13 protein-coding genes are annotated in these 15074 nt (G+C 70.3%); 4 read left to right on the forward strand and 9 right to left on the reverse strand.

The annotated features are described in order from the left end of the window. The gene (locus B140_RS13635; RefSeq protein ID WP_018117492.1) at positions 1 to 150 is read left to right on the forward strand and encodes a hypothetical protein; all 150 of its coding nucleotides are present in this window, start codon (positions 1 to 3) and stop codon (positions 148 to 150) included. 46 nt (positions 151 to 196) lie between these two features. On the opposite strand, the gene dnaE is transcribed toward B140_RS13635, so the two are convergent. Continuing rightward, on the reverse strand, positions 197 to 3757 hold the full coding sequence (gene dnaE / locus B140_RS0101045; RefSeq protein ID WP_018117493.1) for a DNA polymerase III subunit alpha: 3561 nt from the start codon (positions 3755 to 3757) through the stop codon (positions 197 to 199). Positions 3758 to 3822: 65 nt separating this feature from the next. Between dnaE and rarD the strand changes: the two genes are divergently transcribed. After that, positions 3823 to 4752, forward strand: a complete 930-nt coding sequence (rarD, locus tag B140_RS11560; RefSeq protein WP_040425692.1) for an EamA family transporter RarD — start codon at positions 3823 to 3825, stop codon at positions 4750 to 4752. On the opposite strand, the gene B140_RS13640 is transcribed toward rarD, so the two are convergent. The 3 genes from B140_RS13640 to lspA are packed head-to-tail and all read right to left on the reverse strand — an operon-like array spanning position 4649 to position 6743. After that, entirely contained in the window at positions 4649 to 5299 is a 651-nt protein-coding gene (locus tag B140_RS13640) for a hypothetical protein (protein ID WP_018117495.1), read from the reverse strand. The genes rarD and B140_RS13640 overlap by 104 nt on opposite strands. Next, positions 5296 to 6222: an RluA family pseudouridine synthase gene (locus B140_RS0101060; RefSeq protein ID WP_018117496.1), complete on the reverse strand. Its 927-nt coding sequence runs from the start codon at positions 6220 to 6222 to the stop codon at positions 5296 to 5298. Before B140_RS0101060 ends, B140_RS13640 begins: the two co-directional genes overlap by 4 nt. Further along, positions 6222 to 6743, reverse strand: coding sequence for a signal peptidase II (lspA, locus tag B140_RS0101065; protein ID WP_018117497.1), 522 nt, complete (start codon positions 6741 to 6743; stop codon positions 6222 to 6224). Before lspA ends, B140_RS0101060 begins: the two co-directional genes overlap by 1 nt. 54 nt (positions 6744 to 6797) lie before the next feature. On the opposite strand from lspA, the gene B140_RS0101070 reads away from it, so the two are divergent. After that, positions 6798 to 7778, forward strand: coding sequence for a hypothetical protein (locus B140_RS0101070; RefSeq protein WP_018117498.1), 981 nt, complete (start codon positions 6798 to 6800; stop codon positions 7776 to 7778). Here the strand turns inward: B140_RS0101070 and B140_RS0101075 are convergent. Together B140_RS0101075 and B140_RS0101080 are read right to left on the reverse strand one after the other, a co-directional pair. Beyond that, positions 7775 to 9301 carry an ATP-binding protein gene (locus B140_RS0101075; protein ID WP_026165849.1) on the reverse strand — a complete coding sequence of 509 codons (1527 nt, stop codon included), beginning with the start codon at positions 9299 to 9301 and terminating at the stop codon, positions 7775 to 7777. The genes B140_RS0101070 and B140_RS0101075 overlap by 4 nt on opposite strands. 231 nt (positions 9302 to 9532) lie before the next feature. Continuing rightward, a complete protein-coding gene (locus tag B140_RS0101080) occupies positions 9533 to 10162 on the reverse strand; it encodes a WKL family lipoprotein (protein WP_018117500.1) in 630 nt (209 codons plus the stop codon). Positions 10163 to 10315: 153 nt separating this feature from the next. On the opposite strand from B140_RS0101080, the gene B140_RS0101085 reads away from it, so the two are divergent. After that, entirely contained in the window at positions 10316 to 11248 is a 933-nt protein-coding gene (locus B140_RS0101085; RefSeq protein WP_018117501.1) for an asparaginase, read from the forward strand. Here the strand turns inward: B140_RS0101085 and B140_RS0101090 are convergent. The 3 genes from B140_RS0101090 to B140_RS0101100 form a co-directional block, all read right to left on the reverse strand. Beyond that, entirely contained in the window at positions 11245 to 12636 is a 1392-nt protein-coding gene (locus B140_RS0101090; RefSeq protein ID WP_026165850.1) for a DNA polymerase IV, read from the reverse strand. The two genes, B140_RS0101085 and B140_RS0101090, sit on opposite strands and share 4 nt — an antisense overlap. A 68-nt stretch (positions 12637 to 12704) precedes the next feature. Then, complete coding sequence (gene xylB, locus B140_RS0101095) at positions 12705 to 14090, reverse strand: xylulokinase (protein WP_018117503.1); 1386 nt, start codon at positions 14088 to 14090, stop codon at positions 12705 to 12707. After that, positions 14087 to 14917, reverse strand: a complete 831-nt coding sequence (locus tag B140_RS0101100; protein WP_018117504.1) for a DeoR/GlpR family DNA-binding transcription regulator — start codon at positions 14915 to 14917, stop codon at positions 14087 to 14089. The genes xylB and B140_RS0101100 overlap by 4 nt, the downstream gene beginning before the upstream one ends. Between the last annotated feature and the right edge of the window lie 157 nt (positions 14918 to 15074).

Consider the following 15074-nt stretch of genomic DNA (forward strand, 5'->3'; position numbering starts at 1 on the left):
GTGGCGGACATCGAGGAGCACAAGCGGCAGGCGCGCAGGGAGTACCGCCGCAGGCTCGCGGAGAGGGAACGGGAGCGCCAGCGGCGCTACCGGCCTAAGAACCGGCCCCGGGTGGATATTCGGCTCTCCGAGGAGTTCTTCGAGGACTAAGCCCGACGCTCGGGACCGCGCGATCAGCGGCCCCGCCCCGGGCCTCCTAGCCCAGGATCCCCGTGCCCATCGTGGCCTTGAGGTCCCCCATCAGAGAGGCGGAGCGCTCCACCCGCAGGTGCTCGCCCAGCACCATGAGGGTGGACTCCTCCCCGTTGACCAGCTTGAGGTAAACGTCGGACTCGCCCCGGTTGGCCACCAGCACGTCCTTGAGCTTCTTGATGTTCATGGGCGTGCACTGGTCGGTGCGCATGGTCAGCCGCAGGGGCAGGCCGCTGCCGTTGCCCGCGCCCAGCTCCGGGACCTTGAGGTCGTCGCAGAACAGGCTCGTGCGCTCGTCCCGGATGGAGACGTGCGCCTTGGCCAGGATGATGTTGTCCTCCACGATCTGCGAGCTGACCAGGGCGTAGACTTTGTTGAACACCAGCAGGTCCGTCTGCGCGCCGTTGTGATCCTCCAGCGTGACGATGGCCCAGGGCGAGCCGTCCTTCTTGGAAAAGCGCCGGTCCACGCCGGAGATGATGCCGCCGATGGTCACCTCCTGGCCGTGGCGCAGCTCGCCGCCCAGGATGGTGGTGATCGCGGTGTCCGTCTGGGCCGCCAGGGCCTCCTCGAAGCCGTCCAGGGGGTGCCCGGAGACGTAGAGGCCCAGCATCTCGCGCTCCAGCGCGAGCTTGTGCTTGCGGTCCCACTCGGCGTCGGGAACCTCGATGGCAAAGACGTTGTCCATCGCCTCGTCCTGCCCGCCGAGGCCCGCGAAGAGGTCGAACTGCCCCTTGTCCGCCGCCTTCTTGGTGGCCGTCACGGCGTCCACGGCGTCCTCGTGGATCAGCGTCAGGCCCTTGCGCGGCAGGCCGAGGGAGTCGAAGGCCCCGGCCCGGATGAGGGACTCCGTGATGCGCTTGTTGCAGGGCAACAGCTCGATCTTTTCCAGGTAGTCCCCGAAGTCCTTGTACGCGCCCTTGCTCTCCCTGGTGCGCACGATGGAGTCCACCACGTCCTTGCCCACGTTGCGGATGGCCCCCAGGCCAAAGCGGATGTCCTCGCCCACGGCCATGAAGTCGTTGTGGGACTCGTTGACGTCCGGGGAGAGCACCCTGATACCCAGGTGGCGGCAATCCGCGAGGTAGATGGCGGACTTGTCCTTCTTGTCCGCCACCGAGGAGAGCAGGGCCGCCATATACTCCGGGGCGTAGTGGGCCTTGAGGTAGGCCGTCCAGAAGGACACCAACCCGTAGCCCGCGGCGTGGGACTTGTTGAAGGCGTAGGAGGCGAAGGGCTCGATGGTGCCCCACAGGGCGTCCACCGCGGCCTTGGAGTAGCCGTTGTCCTTCATGCCCCCGGCGAACTTCTCGTACTGCTTGGCCAGCACCTCCGGTTTCTTCTTGCCCATCGCCTTGCGGAAGTTATCGGCCTCGCCGGCGGTGTAGTTGGCCACCTTCTGCGAGATGCGCATGATCTGCTCCTGGTACACGATCAGGCCGTAGGTCTCGTCCAGGATCTCGCGCAGCGGCTCCTCCAGCTCCGGGTGGATGGGGGTAATCGGCTTGCGCCCGTTCTTGCGGTCCGCGTAGTCCCAGTGGGCGTTCACGCCCATCGGGCCGGGGCGGTACAGCGCCAGGGAGGCCACGATGTCCTTGAATCCGGTGGGCTGCATGCGCTTGAGCAGCTCCTGCATGCCGCCGCTATCGAGCTGGAACACGCCCAGGGTGTCGCCCCGGCTCAGCAGCTTGTAGACCTCCTCGTCCTCCGTCTCCAGGGACTCCAGCAGCACCTCCTCGCCCCGGTTGGCCTTGATGTTCTCGATGGCGTCCCCGATCACGGTGAGGTTGCGCAGGCCCAGGAAGTCCATCTTCAGCAGGCCGATGGCCTCGCAGGCGGGGTAGTCCCAGCCGGTGATCAGCGCGCCGTCGGCCGCGCGCTTCCACATGGGGATGTGATCCAGCAGGGGCACGGAGGCCATGATCACCGCGCAGGCGTGCACGCCCGCCTGGCGCACCACGCCCTCCAGGCCACGGGCCGTCTCGTAGATCTGCTTGATGTCCGGGTCCGTCTCGATGAGCGAGCGCACCTCGCCCGCCTCGTTGTAGCGCTCGTGCTCGGGGTCGGTGATGCCGGAGAGCGGGATGTCCTTGGCCATGATCGCCGGGGGCAGGGCCTTGGTGATGCGGTCTGCGATCTGGTAGCCGGGCTGGCCGAACTGCACGCGGGCCGAGTCCTTGATGGCCTGCTTGGTTTTGACCGTGCCGAAGGTAATCACCTGGGCGATCTTGTCCTCGCCCCAGCGGTCCGAGGCGTAGCGGATCATCTCGCCGCGCCTGCGATCGTCGAAGTCGATATCGATATCGGGGGCCGAGGGGCGCTCCGGGTTGAGGAATCGCTCGAAAAGGAGATCGTGCTCCATCGGGTCGATGTTGGTGATCGTCAGGGCGTAGGCCACCAGGGCCCCGGCGGCGGAGCCACGGCCCGGCCCCACGCGGATGCCCACCGAGCGGGCGTGCTTGATCAGCTCCGCCACGATGAGGAAGTACGAGGGGTAGCCCTTCATGTCGATCACGCTGATCTCGTACTTGGCGCGGTCAATGTACTCCTGGGGCACCTCCCCGCCGGAGAAGCGCTCCTTGAGGCCCTCCATCACCTCGTGGGTCAGCCAGGAGGTCGGGGTCTCCCCCTCCGGCACGTCCGCAATCGGCATGCGGTCGTGGGGGTGGTCCTCCCACAGCTCGCCGTAGTCCCCCACGCGCTCCGCGATCCACAGGGTGTTATCGCAGCCGTCGGGCACCATCTCGTCCCACAGCTCGCGCATCTGCGCGGCGGACTTGATGTAGTAGCCGTCCCCGCCGAACTTGAAGCGATCGGGGTCGTGCAGGGTCTTGCCGGTTTGCACGCACAGCATGGCCTCGTGCGGCTGGGACTGGGATTGCAGCACGTAGTGGCAGTCGTTGGTCACCAGCGGGGGCAGGCCCAGCTTGCGCCCGATCTCCAGCAGCTCGGAGCGCACCCTGGTCTCGATGTCCAGGCCGTGGTCCATCAGCTCCAGGAAGTAGTTGTCCTTGCCGTAGATGTCCTGCCACATCGCGGCGGCCTCGAGGGCCTTGTCGAACTGCCCCAGGCGCAGGCGCGTCTGCACGTCCCCCGAGGGGCAGCCCGTGGTGGCGATGATGCCGTCGGCGTGCTCCGCGATGAGGTCGGCGTCCATGCGCGGCCACTTGCCCAACTGCCCCTCGTAGGAGGCCATCGAGGACAGATAGAAGAGGTTGCGCAGGCCGGTGGCGTTCTCCGCGAGCATGGTCTGGTGCAGGTACGCGCCGGAGGCGGAGACGTCGTCGGACTTCTGGTGCGGCTCGCCCCAGCGCACGCGGGTCTTGTTGAAGCGCGACTCCGGGGCCATGTACGCCTCGATGCCGATGATGGGCTTGATTCCTGTTTCCACCATCTTGCGGTAAAAGGCGTTCGAGCCGAACATGTTGCCGTGGTCGGTGATCCCCACCGCCGGCATCCCCTGGCGCTTGACCTCGTCGGCCAGCATGTCCACCTTGGCCATCCCGTCCAGCATGGAGTATTCCGTGTGATTATGCAGGTGCACGAAGGAGGAGTTCTTGGCCATGCCGCTCAGTCTATCGGCTAGGGCAAATCTCCCCGCCCCGCCGCGGCAGGGGCTACAGTAACCGCATGATCTACGGTATTTTGGCGTATCTCCTGTGGGGACTTTTCCCGGCCTTCTTCCCGCTGCTGGAGCCCGCCGGCGCCGTGGAGATCCTGGCCCACCGCATCCTCTGGGCGGCGCTGCTCATGGCGCTCGTGCTCACCGTCACGCGCGGCTGGGCGGAGCTGCGCGCGGCGCACCGGGCCACCTGGGCGCACATGGGCGGGGCCGGGCTGCTCATCGCCGCCAACTGGCTCATCTACATCGTGGCGGTCAACTCCGGGCACGTGGCGGACGCCGCCCTGGGCTACTTCATCAACCCGCTGGTCAGCGTGCTGCTGGGGGTGCTCATCCTGGGGGAAAGGCTGCGCCGCCTCCAGCTCATGGCGGTGCTCCTGGCCGCCGCGGCCGTGGCGTGGCTCACACTCCTCGGCGGGCAACCCCCGGTGCTGGCCCTGGGCCTAGCGCTCTCCTTCGGCCTCTACGGGCTGCTCAAGAAGCAGATCCCCGTCTCCGGGCCCGCCGGGCTGGCCGCCGAGACCCTCGTCCTGGTGCCGCTGGCGCTGGGCTACCTCGCCTGGCTGGAGGCCACGGGGCGGGGCACGGCGCTGAGCATGGGGGCCGGGCACGCGGGGCTGCTCATGGCCTCCGGGGCGATCACGGTGGTCCCGCTGCTGCTGTTCGCCCGGGCCACCAAGGTCATCACGCTGTCCACCGTGGGCATGCTGCAGTACCTCACCCCCACCATGCAGATGCTCTGGGCGCTCTTCGTGGTCCACGAGCACGTCTCACCGCAGCGGTGGGTGGGCTTCCTACTCATCTGGGCGGCGGTGGCGCTCTTTATCCTCGACGCTACACGGCGCCGGGCTCGGCGGGCGCAGAGGGGGCAGAGGGGGCAGAGGGGGCAGAATCCTCGGCAGCCTCGGCGTCGGCCGCAGCGGCCTCGGGGAGCGTGAGCCGTATCCCGAAACCCTCCCAGGGGGCGTCCGGGGGCAGCACCTCCACCGCCGCGAGGACGTCCTCCTGCTCGGCGGCCCAGGCCCGCAGACGCTCCCCGGTATCGCGCACGATCGCCCCGCTCAGCCTCGGCTGCAACCCGGAGGTGGCCGCCAGCTCGCGCTCCATCCCCGTGGCGAGCACCTCGCCGCGGGTGGAACCTGCCACCGGCTCCGGCAGCGGGCGTATCCGCACGGCGTCGATCAGCCCCGCGTCCACCCTAGACAAGGGTTCGAGCCACGGCCCCGCCTGCTCCGGGGTGGCCCAGTCGCGGAACACCACCAGCGCGTAGGCCTCCCGGTCCGCCGGGGCCTCGTCCAGGGTTTCCCGGGCGCGCCGCTGGTAGTCGGCGTAGGACTCCCCGGCCTCGATGCCCACGGTGTCCCCGTTGAGCGGCAGCCCCTCGCGGTCCCGCTCGCTGGCCCACGTGCCCAGCAAGAGCACCACCCCCAGCAGCAGCACCAGCGCCACGGAGGGCGCGACCATGCGCACCACCCGGGCGGTCATGCCCGCACCCGTTCCAGGGCCGTCTCAAGGTCCTGCGGATAGGGGGCCTCGATCTCCATCCAGCGGCCGTCGGCGGGGTGGTGAAAGCCCAGCCGCACCGCGTGCAGCCACTGGCGGATCAGCCCCAGGCGGCGGGCCAGCTCCGGGTCCGAGCCGTACATCGGGTCCCCGCAGCAGGGGTGATGGATGGCGGACATGTGCACCCGGATCTGGTGGGTGCGGCCCGTCTCCAGGTGCACCTCCAGCAGGGTGGCCTCGGGGAAGGCCTCGATCGTCTCGTAGTGCGTGACCGCCGGTTTGCCGTCGGTGGTCACCGCGAAGCGCCAGCCCGAGGACGGGTGCCGCCCGATGGGGGCGTCGATGGTGCCGGTGAAGGGATCCGGGTGGCCCTGCACGAGCGCGTGGTACGTCTTGGTCACGGTGCGCTCCTTGAACGCCCTTTTGAGCACGGAGTACCCCCGCTCCGAGGCGGCCACCACCATCACCCCGGAGGTGCCCACGTCCAGGCGCTGGACGATGCCCTGGCGCTCGGGCGGGCCGGAGGTGGAGATGCGAAAGCCCGCCCCGGCCAGCCCGCCCACCACCGTGGGCCCCTCCCAGCCCACGGTGGGATGCGCCGCCACGCCCACGGGCTTGTGCACGGCGATGAGGTCGGAATCGTAGTAGAGGATGTCCATGCCCTCGACGTGCTCGGGCCGGGGCTCCGCGGAGGCCGGCGGCGCGGGGAGGGTGACCATGAGCAGGCCCCCCGCGTGCAGCCGCGCGGACTTGCCCACCGCCGCGCCGTCCACGAGCACGTCGCCGGACTCCGCGAGGTCCGCCACCGCGCTGCGGGAGAGCCCCAGCAGCTTGGACAGGGCGGCGTCCACGCGCATACCCACCAGGCCCTCCGGCACGGGGAGGGTGCGTACCTCGCGCGACATCAGCCCTCCTCCCCGGCGCGGGCGGCCGCGCGGTCGTCCAGGAGCATACCAATGATGAAGATCACCACACCGACGCTAATACACGCGTCCGCGATATTAAATACCGCGAAGCCCCCCACGGAGATGTAGTCCACCACATGCCCCAGGAAGAACTGGGGGGCGCGAAACAGCCGGTCGATGAGGTTGCCCAGCGCTCCCCCGCCCACCAGGGCCAGGCCCAGGGCCGTCCACGGGTCGCGCACCCTGGGGGCCGCCACGGCCACGCCCGCGATGAAGGCGATCTGGAAGCAGGTGAAAAGCCAGGTGGAGCCCTGCCCCATGGAGAAGGCCGCGCCGGGATTAAACAGCAGGAGGAAGCGGAACCAGTCCCCCAGCACCGGCTGCGGCACCCCCGGCTCCAGCCAGGAGACCATGAGCGCCTTGACCGCCTGGTCCAGCGCGGCCACCGCCAGCACGATGGCCGCCATGAATGCCACGAAGGGGCGTTTTTTCTCCGTTGCGCGCTGCGTCACGGGCTCCATTGTTCCTCATCCCCCGCGCGGCTGTCATACCGCGCGGGCGGTAGATTGGAACCCGTGCGTGTATTTTCCCTCCCGCCCCGTCCCCGGCTCCTTGCGGCCAGCCTCCTGGGGGCCTGCGCGCTCGGCCTGGCCTCCTGCTCCGCCGAGGACTCCTCCCCCACCCAGGTGGAGGCGCCCGTGGATCTCAAGGTGGACCCGGCCCGCGTGCTGCTCCAGGACCCCGGCCAGGACCCCCACCGCACCCTGCGCTACGCCGACCGGCAGGCCGAGCAGCGGGTGACCGTGGAGATCGGCAGCGGCTTTGACCAGCAGGTCATGCGCGCCGACGCCGTGCGGACCCAGGCCCCCGAGGCCACCGACAGCGTGGGCGAGGCCTCCACCCTCACCCTGCCGCTGCGGGCGTCGAGCAGCGCCACCGACCCGGACGGGGACTCCGCCGACGAGCGCGAGGTCACCACCGTCCTCGGCCAGCCCACCGCCGAGCCCGCGCGCGCCGAGGACCTGGAGGGGACGCGGGACTTTAAGCTCGGGTGGAGCGGGGACCACAGCGGGCGCGTATCCTCCGTGAACCTCGCCGCCCCCGCCGAGGCCAGCGACGAGGGCCGCGCGCTGGTGGAGCAGGCCCTGATGAAGCTGCTCTCCCTGCCCGTGATCTTCCCCGAGGAGCCCGTGGGCGTGGGCGCCGTGTGGAGCGTGGACTCGCGGGTGACCGGCGAGGCCACCCTGCTGCAAACCGCCACCTACACCCTCACCGCCCTCGACGGCGACGACGTGGAGCTGGCCGTGAGCGTGCAGCAGCGCCCGGCGCAGGGCGCGCTCACCCTCGACGCCCCCGAGGAGCAGGGCACCCAGACCCTGGACGTCATGAACGCCAACACCGCCAGCTCCGGGAGCCTGCGACTCAACCTCGGGGAGCCGCTGCCGCGCGCCGGGGAGGTGGCCCTGACCACCCGCGTGGTCTACGGGCAGGACGACTCCGAGGTGCGGGTGGTGCAGGACTCCTCCACCAGGGTGGGCTTTAGCGCCGCCTCCTAGAGGAGCGTGTAGGTGGTGCCGCGCACTCCCCAGCCACCGTTGCGCCGCACCAGCCCAGCACTCATAAGTTTTTCCACGGCGTAACGGACCTGCCCCTCGGTGAGATTCGTGCTGGCAACAAGCTGATCGAGGTCTGTCTCGGAACCATGGGCGGTAAGCGCCTTCATGATGGCGTCGCCGTTCTTTGTTACGACGCGGGCGGAGTTGTTCCGAGCGCGGAGTGGCCGCTTCTGTGGCGCCTTCTCGGTGAGTGGTAACGCTGGGGAGGCGGGACCATTCTCCTCCCCCGCTGGGGTGCCATACATGATCGCGGTGAACTGCACGCCAGTATCAATAAGAGTCGGCTTAGGCAGACCCGCTTCACGCGCCTGAGCAAAGACCTCCTGCACCCCAGCACCCTCCCCCTCGATCACACGGCTGCCGGAAACGGAGCGAACACGCTTAGCGATGTCGTATAACCGGGGATTCACGGCGTTTTTGGCAAGAGCGGCGCTTTCTAACTGCTGTGTAGAGACCCCACGCAGCCCACCCGGGTTAGTAATAATCAGCCGGTCTCCTTTAATGCGAATCTCCACCCACTTCCCCTCGGAGTTGGGGCTAAGATCCCGGTGTACCAAGGCATTAGCGATCAACTCACGCACCGCGCCAAGGGGATAAACGCACTCCTCCACCATGTTTCCGCTGCTCACATAGCGCCCGTACCTGGGGGCGTTTTCCCCTACCCAGGCGACGGCGTCCTCCAACAGGTCCGGCAGAGGGCCATCGAAGTCTCGCCGATTACGGTTGCGTATCCCTCTTCCGTTATGATCCGTCTGCACCGCCGCCGTAATCCGGAGTTGTGGGGCCTTAGCCTGCGGATACATACCAAGCGCGTACAACCCGGAAAGCGTTACCTCGTCGTCCCCGGTGACGATATTGAGCATCTCCAATAACGCAGAGTCGCTACCGACCCGGGAAAGGCGCTGGCTCTGAGCACGGGCGCTGCTCAAAAACTTTCCTACGGCGTCGGAATCCAGATCCTGCCGCCCGGAGTTGAACACCGGGGCAACATCAAAGCGATAGTGCTCCGAGTGTGCCAATTTTTGGATCTCAATGAGCGCAAGATCCGAGTCATTCATGACGTAATCGCCATCGGACTGCCGCAGATAAGCTCGGTTTTTATAACGAGCAGGGCGCACGGACAGCGGCACAGAAGCGACGTGAACCACCACCACGTCCTTGCCGTTCAGGGTAAAAACTTTCGCCTCGAGCTGCGGTGCCGGTACCACACAGGTGCGGGTTTGACTGATAACCGCATCCAGCATTGCCGGGGCATCCTCGATCCCCTCCACGGAGAAGTTATCCTCTTCCGAAATACCGAGAATAACCGTTCCCCCATCAGGCATATTCGCAAAAGCGCATATGCTTTCGGGCAGATTCTCCGGGAGACGCGAGGCACGCTTTACCTCCACCTCGGTGGTATCGCGATTGAGGTGCCGAAGTTCCGTGAGCCGCCGCTCCAGTTCCTCCAGAGTCCAAGTCACACCTCAGAGTGTAAAAATCCCCCGCCCAGAGTGCAACAGTGCAACTTTGTGCGCCCCACAGTTTCACACTCTTGAAAAACCGCGCCACCAGCGCCTCTCCCCAACAGTTAGGACAAAACCAAAGCGCAGTGCCTCACAGAGTCCCACAGTGCAACTTTCTCCCCGTACCCGCTGTTGCACTGTGGGACTCTGACTGTCTCCCCCTCCCCCCCCCCCCCCCGGAGAACGCCCCTAGGGCGCGGGCGCCTCGGCGGGTGCCTCCGGGGCCGCGGGAACCGGAGCCTCGGCCGGAGCGGGCGCCGGGGCCGGGGCGTCGGCGGGCGCGGGGTCGGGAACCGGGTTCGAGGGCACCTGATCCGCGCACATCGCGGGCGCCTGGTCCGGCACCACGCGGGTCACCAGCGTGCAGGCCCAGTCCTTGGAGAGCTTCCAGGAGCCGTTCTCATACACGAAGGTCACGTTGTCCGCCATCTGCTCGGGCTCGTTCGGGCGCAGGAACTGCACGCTGGTGAGCACCTCGTTGGCCGCGTACCCGGCGAGCACCGGGTCCACCACCTGGAAGTCCGCGCCGGACTCCTCCTTGGAGCGCGCCATCACGTCGAACAGCTCGGGCGCGGTCTCCCCGCCCTGCACCGTGGCGATCTTCTCCTCGATGGGCCGGTGGGCGTCGGTGGCCACGGCGAGGACCTGGTTGAGCTCGGCGGCGGTGGGCAGGGCGGGGGCCACCTCCTGGGCCGACGTCGAGGCCGGAGTCTTCGAGGTCACCTCCGCCTTCTCGTTCCCCTCATCGCTGGAACAGGCGACCACGCCGAGGCCGAGCCCCAGGGCGATCGTGGCGGCGGCGATCTTCTGCAACTTCACGGTGTCTCCTCCATAACGTCGGCGGCCCGCGCGGCATGGGAAGGCGCGCGAACGCCCAGCAGTTACTCTTGGGAAAGATGTTACACCTGTTGCTTTTGTGAGCATACCCGCCCCGCGCGCCCCGCCCCGGCGACCGCCTACAATGACCCCATCATGGATACCCCGCAGATCGTCTCCCTGCTCACCACCGGCGGCACCATCGCCTGCACCACCGACGCCGCCGGGGCGCTCGTCCCCACCCTGTCCGGGGAGGACCTCGCCGCCGGGCTGCGCCCGCGCCTGCACCCGGACCGCGTGCGTCTCCGGGTGCGCGAGCTGGGCCGCCTCGACTCCTCCTCCCTGCGCCCGCGCGACGTGGACGAGATCGTGGCCGCCGCGCACCGCGAGCTCGAGGATCCCGCCGTGGCCGGGGTGGTCATCACCCACGGCACCGACTCCCTGGAGGAGACCGCGCTCGCCCTCGACGCCTTCCACGGCGACGACCGCCCGGTGATCCTCACCGGGGCCATGCGCCCCAGCGACGCCGCCGCACCCGACGGCCCCGACAACCTCTTCGACGCCTGCACCATCGCGCTCGACCCCGCCGCCCGGGGCATGGGGGTGCTCGTGGTCCTCGGCCATAAGGTCCTGCCCGCCCGGGGCACCGTCAAGGAGCACACCTCGGATCTCGCGGCCTTCGCCTACCGGGGCCCGCAGGAGCCCACCCGCCCCGCCGCCCTGCCGGTGGCACCCCTCGACGGGCACCGGGTGGACGTCATCGCCGCCTACCCCGGCGCGCCGCGCGACGCGATCGACGCCGCCCTGGACGCCGGGGCCCAGGGCATCGTGGTGGAGGCCCTGGGCGCGGGCAACATCGGCACGGACCTGGCGCGTGGCGTGGAGGAGGCCCTGCGCCGGGGCATTCCGGTGGTGGTGACCACCCGCGCGGCCCACGGTGAGGTGCGCTTTGACTACGGCGGCCCCGGCGGCGGGGCCAGCCTGGGCGCGCTCGGGGCCATCGGCTCGGGCCACCTGCGCGCGGGGCAGGCGCGCGCGGCCCTGCTGGTGGCGCTGGCCACGGGCACGGACCCGCGCGCGTTGTTCTAGCCCTCGTCCTCCCGCCCCTCCAGCCAGTCTCCCCAGTCCAGGCTATCCACCGGGTCGGCGGGGCGCAGGGCGGGGTCGTCGTGGGCGAAGGTGCGGGTGCGCCCCGCCCGCGTGGTGCGCGTTTCAAAGCGCACCGTCACGATCCCGTGCCCGCTGCCCTGCACCCACCCGTGCCCGTAGTCGGGGTGGTAGACGTCCTCGGTGGCGCGCCACCCGGAGGGGGGCTCCTCGATCAGCACGCTCTGCGCCGCCCCCTCCTCCGTCGGGCCCGCCACCCCCACCTCGTAGTCGTTGTCCCCCTGGTCGGGCGGGGAGAGCCGCCGCTCCAGCTCGGGAAAGAGCACGTCCTGGCGAGCCGCCTCCAGCCCGGAGTAGCCCACGCCCACGAGGCGGATGGGGCCGACCTCCCCGGGATAGCGCGCCAGGCGACGCGCGGTGGACAGCAGCGTCTCCGGGTTATCGGTGGCGTACGGCAGCGTGGCGGAGCGGGACTCCACGTGAAAGTCCGCCATGCGCAGCTTCACGGTGACGGTGCGCGCGCCGCGGCCGTCGCGCAGCAGGCGCCGGTGCGCGCCCTGGGCGGCGCGCTCGATCGCGGCGTCCACCTCCGCCCTGGTGAGCAGGTCGCGGGGATAGGTGTGCTCGGCGGAGATCTGCTTGGCCTCCGCGCGCGGCTGCACCGGGCGGTCGTCGTGCCCGCGCGCGAGCTGCCACAACTGTATCCCCAGCGTGGAGCCCAGGGTGATCTCCACCTCGCGCTGGGTCATGGCGGCCAGGTCCCCGATGGTCTGCACGCCCACCGCCCGCAGCTTGCTCTGGGTCACGGGCCCGGCGCCCCACAGCTTGCCCACGTCCAGCGGGTGCAGCATGGCGATCTGCTTTTCCACGGGGATCACGCACATGCCGTCCGGCTTGGCCTCCCCGGAGCCGATCTTGGCGTACTGCTTGCCCGATCCCGCCCCGATCGAGGAGGGCAGGCCCGTCTCCCGGCGGATCGCCTCGCGCAACCGCTGCCCCCACTCCTCGACCTCGCCGGGGCTGGCCCCCGCCAGCTCCGGGGGCTCGAGGAAGGCCTCGTCCACGGAGAGCTGCTCGATCACCCCGGCGTGGCGCTGCACGATCTCAAAGACCCGGCGCGAGGCCGTGGCGTACACGGCGCGGCGCGGCTTGACCAGCACCGCGCGGTAGCCCACCAGCGCGGCGGCCCGATGGGTGGGCATGGCGGAGTGCGCCCCGTAGCGACGCGCCTCGTAGGAGGCCCCCGCCACCACCCCGCGGCCGTCCACGCCCGCCACCAGCACCGGGCGCCCCCGCAGCGTGGGGCGGGTGAGCTGCTCGCAGGAGGCGTAGAAGGCGTCCATGTCGATGTGAAGAACCCACCGCTGCATGTCCTTAAGGATACGTCCCCGGCACCGCTTTGTCGATCAGGTGTGCGAATGATAGCGGGGCAGGGGCGCTACTCCCACCCCTCGGTGGCGTCGCGCAGCCGCGCGTAGCGCCGGACCACCTCGGCCTGGTATTCGCCCTCGTAGGTGCGGGACTCCACCCCACCCCACCGGGGCGGGGCCTCCCCGCCCGCCAGCGCCCACGCGGCCTGCCGGGCCGCGCCCAGGGCCACGTACTCCGCGGGCCGGGGCACCGCCACGGGCAGGCCAAAGATCGTGGGCGCCACGGCCCGGATCGCCTCGGAGCGCGCCGCGCCCCCGATGAGCAGCAGCCGCCGCGCGCGCTCGCCCGTGGCGCGCTCCAGGGCCAGCACCGCGTCGCGCAGCGAGCACAGCAGCCCCTCCACGGCGGCGCGGGCGATGTGGGCGCGGGTGGTCGCGGTGGTCAGGCCCCGGAACACGCCCGTGGCCCGGGGCCGGTTGGGGGTGCGCTCCCCGTCCAGGTACGGCAGCAGGCACGCGCCCCGCGCGCCCGGCTCCGACGAGAGCGCCAGCCGGGAAAGCTCGGCGTGATCCACGCCCATCGTGCTGGCCGCGAAGTCCAGCACCCGCACCCCGTTGAGCGTGCAGGCCAGGGGCAGGTAGCGGCCCGTGGCGTCGCAAAAGCCGGCCACCATCCCGGTGCCGTCGTGCACGGAGGCCTCCACCACGGCGCTGGCCACCCCGGAGGTTCCCAGAGATACGCACACGTCCCCCGGGTGTAGGTCCAGCCCCAGGGCGGCGGCCATGTTGTCCCCGGTGCCCGCCCCCACCAGGGCGCCACCGGGGGTGCGGCCCACCGCCTCCGCGGGCTCGGCCAGGCGGGGCAGCCGCACCGCGCGCCCCAGGTACAGCTCCGCCAGGTCGCCGCGCAGCTCCCGGCGCGCCGTGGAGTAGTACCCGGTGCCGGAGGCGTCCCCGTGATCCGTGACGTACTCCCCGGAGCCCCCGCGCAGCCGCCAGGTGAGGTAGTCGTGCGGCAGGAGCACCGCCGAGGTCGCCTCGGCGGTGCGGGGCTCCCGATCGCGCAGCCAGCGCAGCTTGGCCCCGGTGAAGGAGGCCACCATCACGCTGCCCACCTCGCGGGCGCAGGCCTGCGGCCCGCCCAGCTCCTCCACCAGCCGCTCCGCCTGGGGCGCGGCGGAGGTATCGTTCCACAGCATCGCGGGGCGCACGGGCTCGCCCCGCTCGTTCACGGCCACCATGCCGTGCTGCTGGCCCGCCACCGCCACCGCGTCGGCGCGCTCGATCAGCCCCGAGGCGGCACGCCCCAGCGCGCGCTCCCACTCCCGGGGGTCCACCTGGGTTCCGGCCGGGTGGTCGGCCCGGCCCTGATCCACCACGCGGCCCGTTTCCGCCTCCACCAGCAGGGCCTTGCAGGATTGGGTGGAGGAATCGATGCCCAGCACCAGGCTCATGCGCGTTGTCCTTTCTCGTGTTCCGCCGGGGCTTCCGGCGCCGGGGCGTCCACCACGTGCACCCGGGCCCCGGTGGCCTCCATGAGCGCCAGCGTATCGCCGCTGACGTGGCAGTCCACCACGATCTCGTGGAACTCCTCTAAACCTGCCACGCGGTGCACCCCCGGCGCGCCGTCCTTGGAGGAGTCCCACACCAGCACCCGGCGCTGCCCCAGGCGCGCGCACGCGGTCTTGGTGCGGGCGGCCTCCTCGTCCGGGTGGTAGAGCGCGCCCGAGCGCACGCTCGTGGTGGACACGAGGGAGACGTCCGCGCTCAGCCCGGACATCTGGCGGCAGGTGGCCGCCCCCAGGAAGGAATCGGTGGTGGGCACGTAGCGCCCACCCAGGCCGATGAGCGGCGTGCCCGGCATGGCGCCGGAGAGCGCGCGCAGCAGCCCCAGAGAGTGGGTCATCACGGCCCCCGGGCTCAGCCCCGGAAGCAGGGGCGCCAGCGCCCCCACGGTGGTGGAGTCGTCGAGCGCCAGCACCTCCCCCTCTCCGAGCAGCTCCGCGACCCGGCGCGCCAGGGCCGCCTTGACCTCCGCGTTGGCGCAGCGGCGCACCGCCACGTCCCGCTCCACGAAGGGCCGCTCGATCAGGCGCACCCCGCCGCGCACCCGCTCCACCCGCCCCTGCCCGGCCAGGGCGTCGAGGTCGCGGTGCATGGTCATCGCGCTCACGGAGAAGCGCCGCGCGAGGTCGTCGAGCCGCGCGGTGCCCGCGCCCGCGGCGAGGCTGCTCAAGATGGCGGCGCGCCGGGCCTCGGGGCCGCCCACCGGTTGCTCCATCGCGGACCTCCTGTGTCCGTTGCGTGGGGCGGCGCGGGCGGAACCGGAGGAGACCGGCCCGCCGCGACGCCGCAAAACACCACATTTCCTAACAACAAAATGTTGACTTTTGTGAGATTCATGTTAGATCATGGGCGCGCGGTCATCCACATCACGC

Origin of the sequence: Corynebacterium mastitidis DSM 44356 (genome assembly GCF_000375365.1) — a bacterium.
In the GTDB taxonomy this organism is placed as follows: domain Bacteria; phylum Actinomycetota; class Actinomycetes; order Mycobacteriales; family Mycobacteriaceae; genus Corynebacterium; species Corynebacterium mastitidis.

Excerpts from the sequence above, each read along its gene's own strand:
- rarD (WP_040425692.1), top strand. The coding sequence starts at position 3,823 with ATGATCTACGGTATTTTGGCGTATCTCCTGTGGGGACTTTTCCCGGCC.
- lspA (WP_018117497.1), bottom strand. The coding sequence starts at position 6,743 with ATGGAGCCCGTGACGCAGCGCGCAACGGAGAAAAAACGCCCCTTCGTG.
- dnaE (WP_018117493.1), bottom strand. The coding sequence starts at position 3,757 with ATGGCCAAGAACTCCTCCTTCGTGCACCTGCATAATCACACGGAATAC.
- B140_RS0101090 (WP_026165850.1), bottom strand. The coding sequence starts at position 12,636 with ATGCAGCGGTGGGTTCTTCACATCGACATGGACGCCTTCTACGCCTCC.
- xylB (WP_018117503.1), bottom strand. The coding sequence starts at position 14,090 with ATGAGCCTGGTGCTGGGCATCGATTCCTCCACCCAATCCTGCAAGGCC.
- B140_RS0101085 (WP_018117501.1), top strand. The coding sequence starts at position 10,316 with ATGGATACCCCGCAGATCGTCTCCCTGCTCACCACCGGCGGCACCATC.
- B140_RS13640 (WP_018117495.1), bottom strand. The coding sequence starts at position 5,299 with ATGACCGCCCGGGTGGTGCGCATGGTCGCGCCCTCCGTGGCGCTGGTG.
- B140_RS0101060 (WP_018117496.1), bottom strand. The coding sequence starts at position 6,222 with ATGTCGCGCGAGGTACGCACCCTCCCCGTGCCGGAGGGCCTGGTGGGT.
- B140_RS0101100 (WP_018117504.1), bottom strand. The coding sequence starts at position 14,917 with ATGGAGCAACCGGTGGGCGGCCCCGAGGCCCGGCGCGCCGCCATCTTG.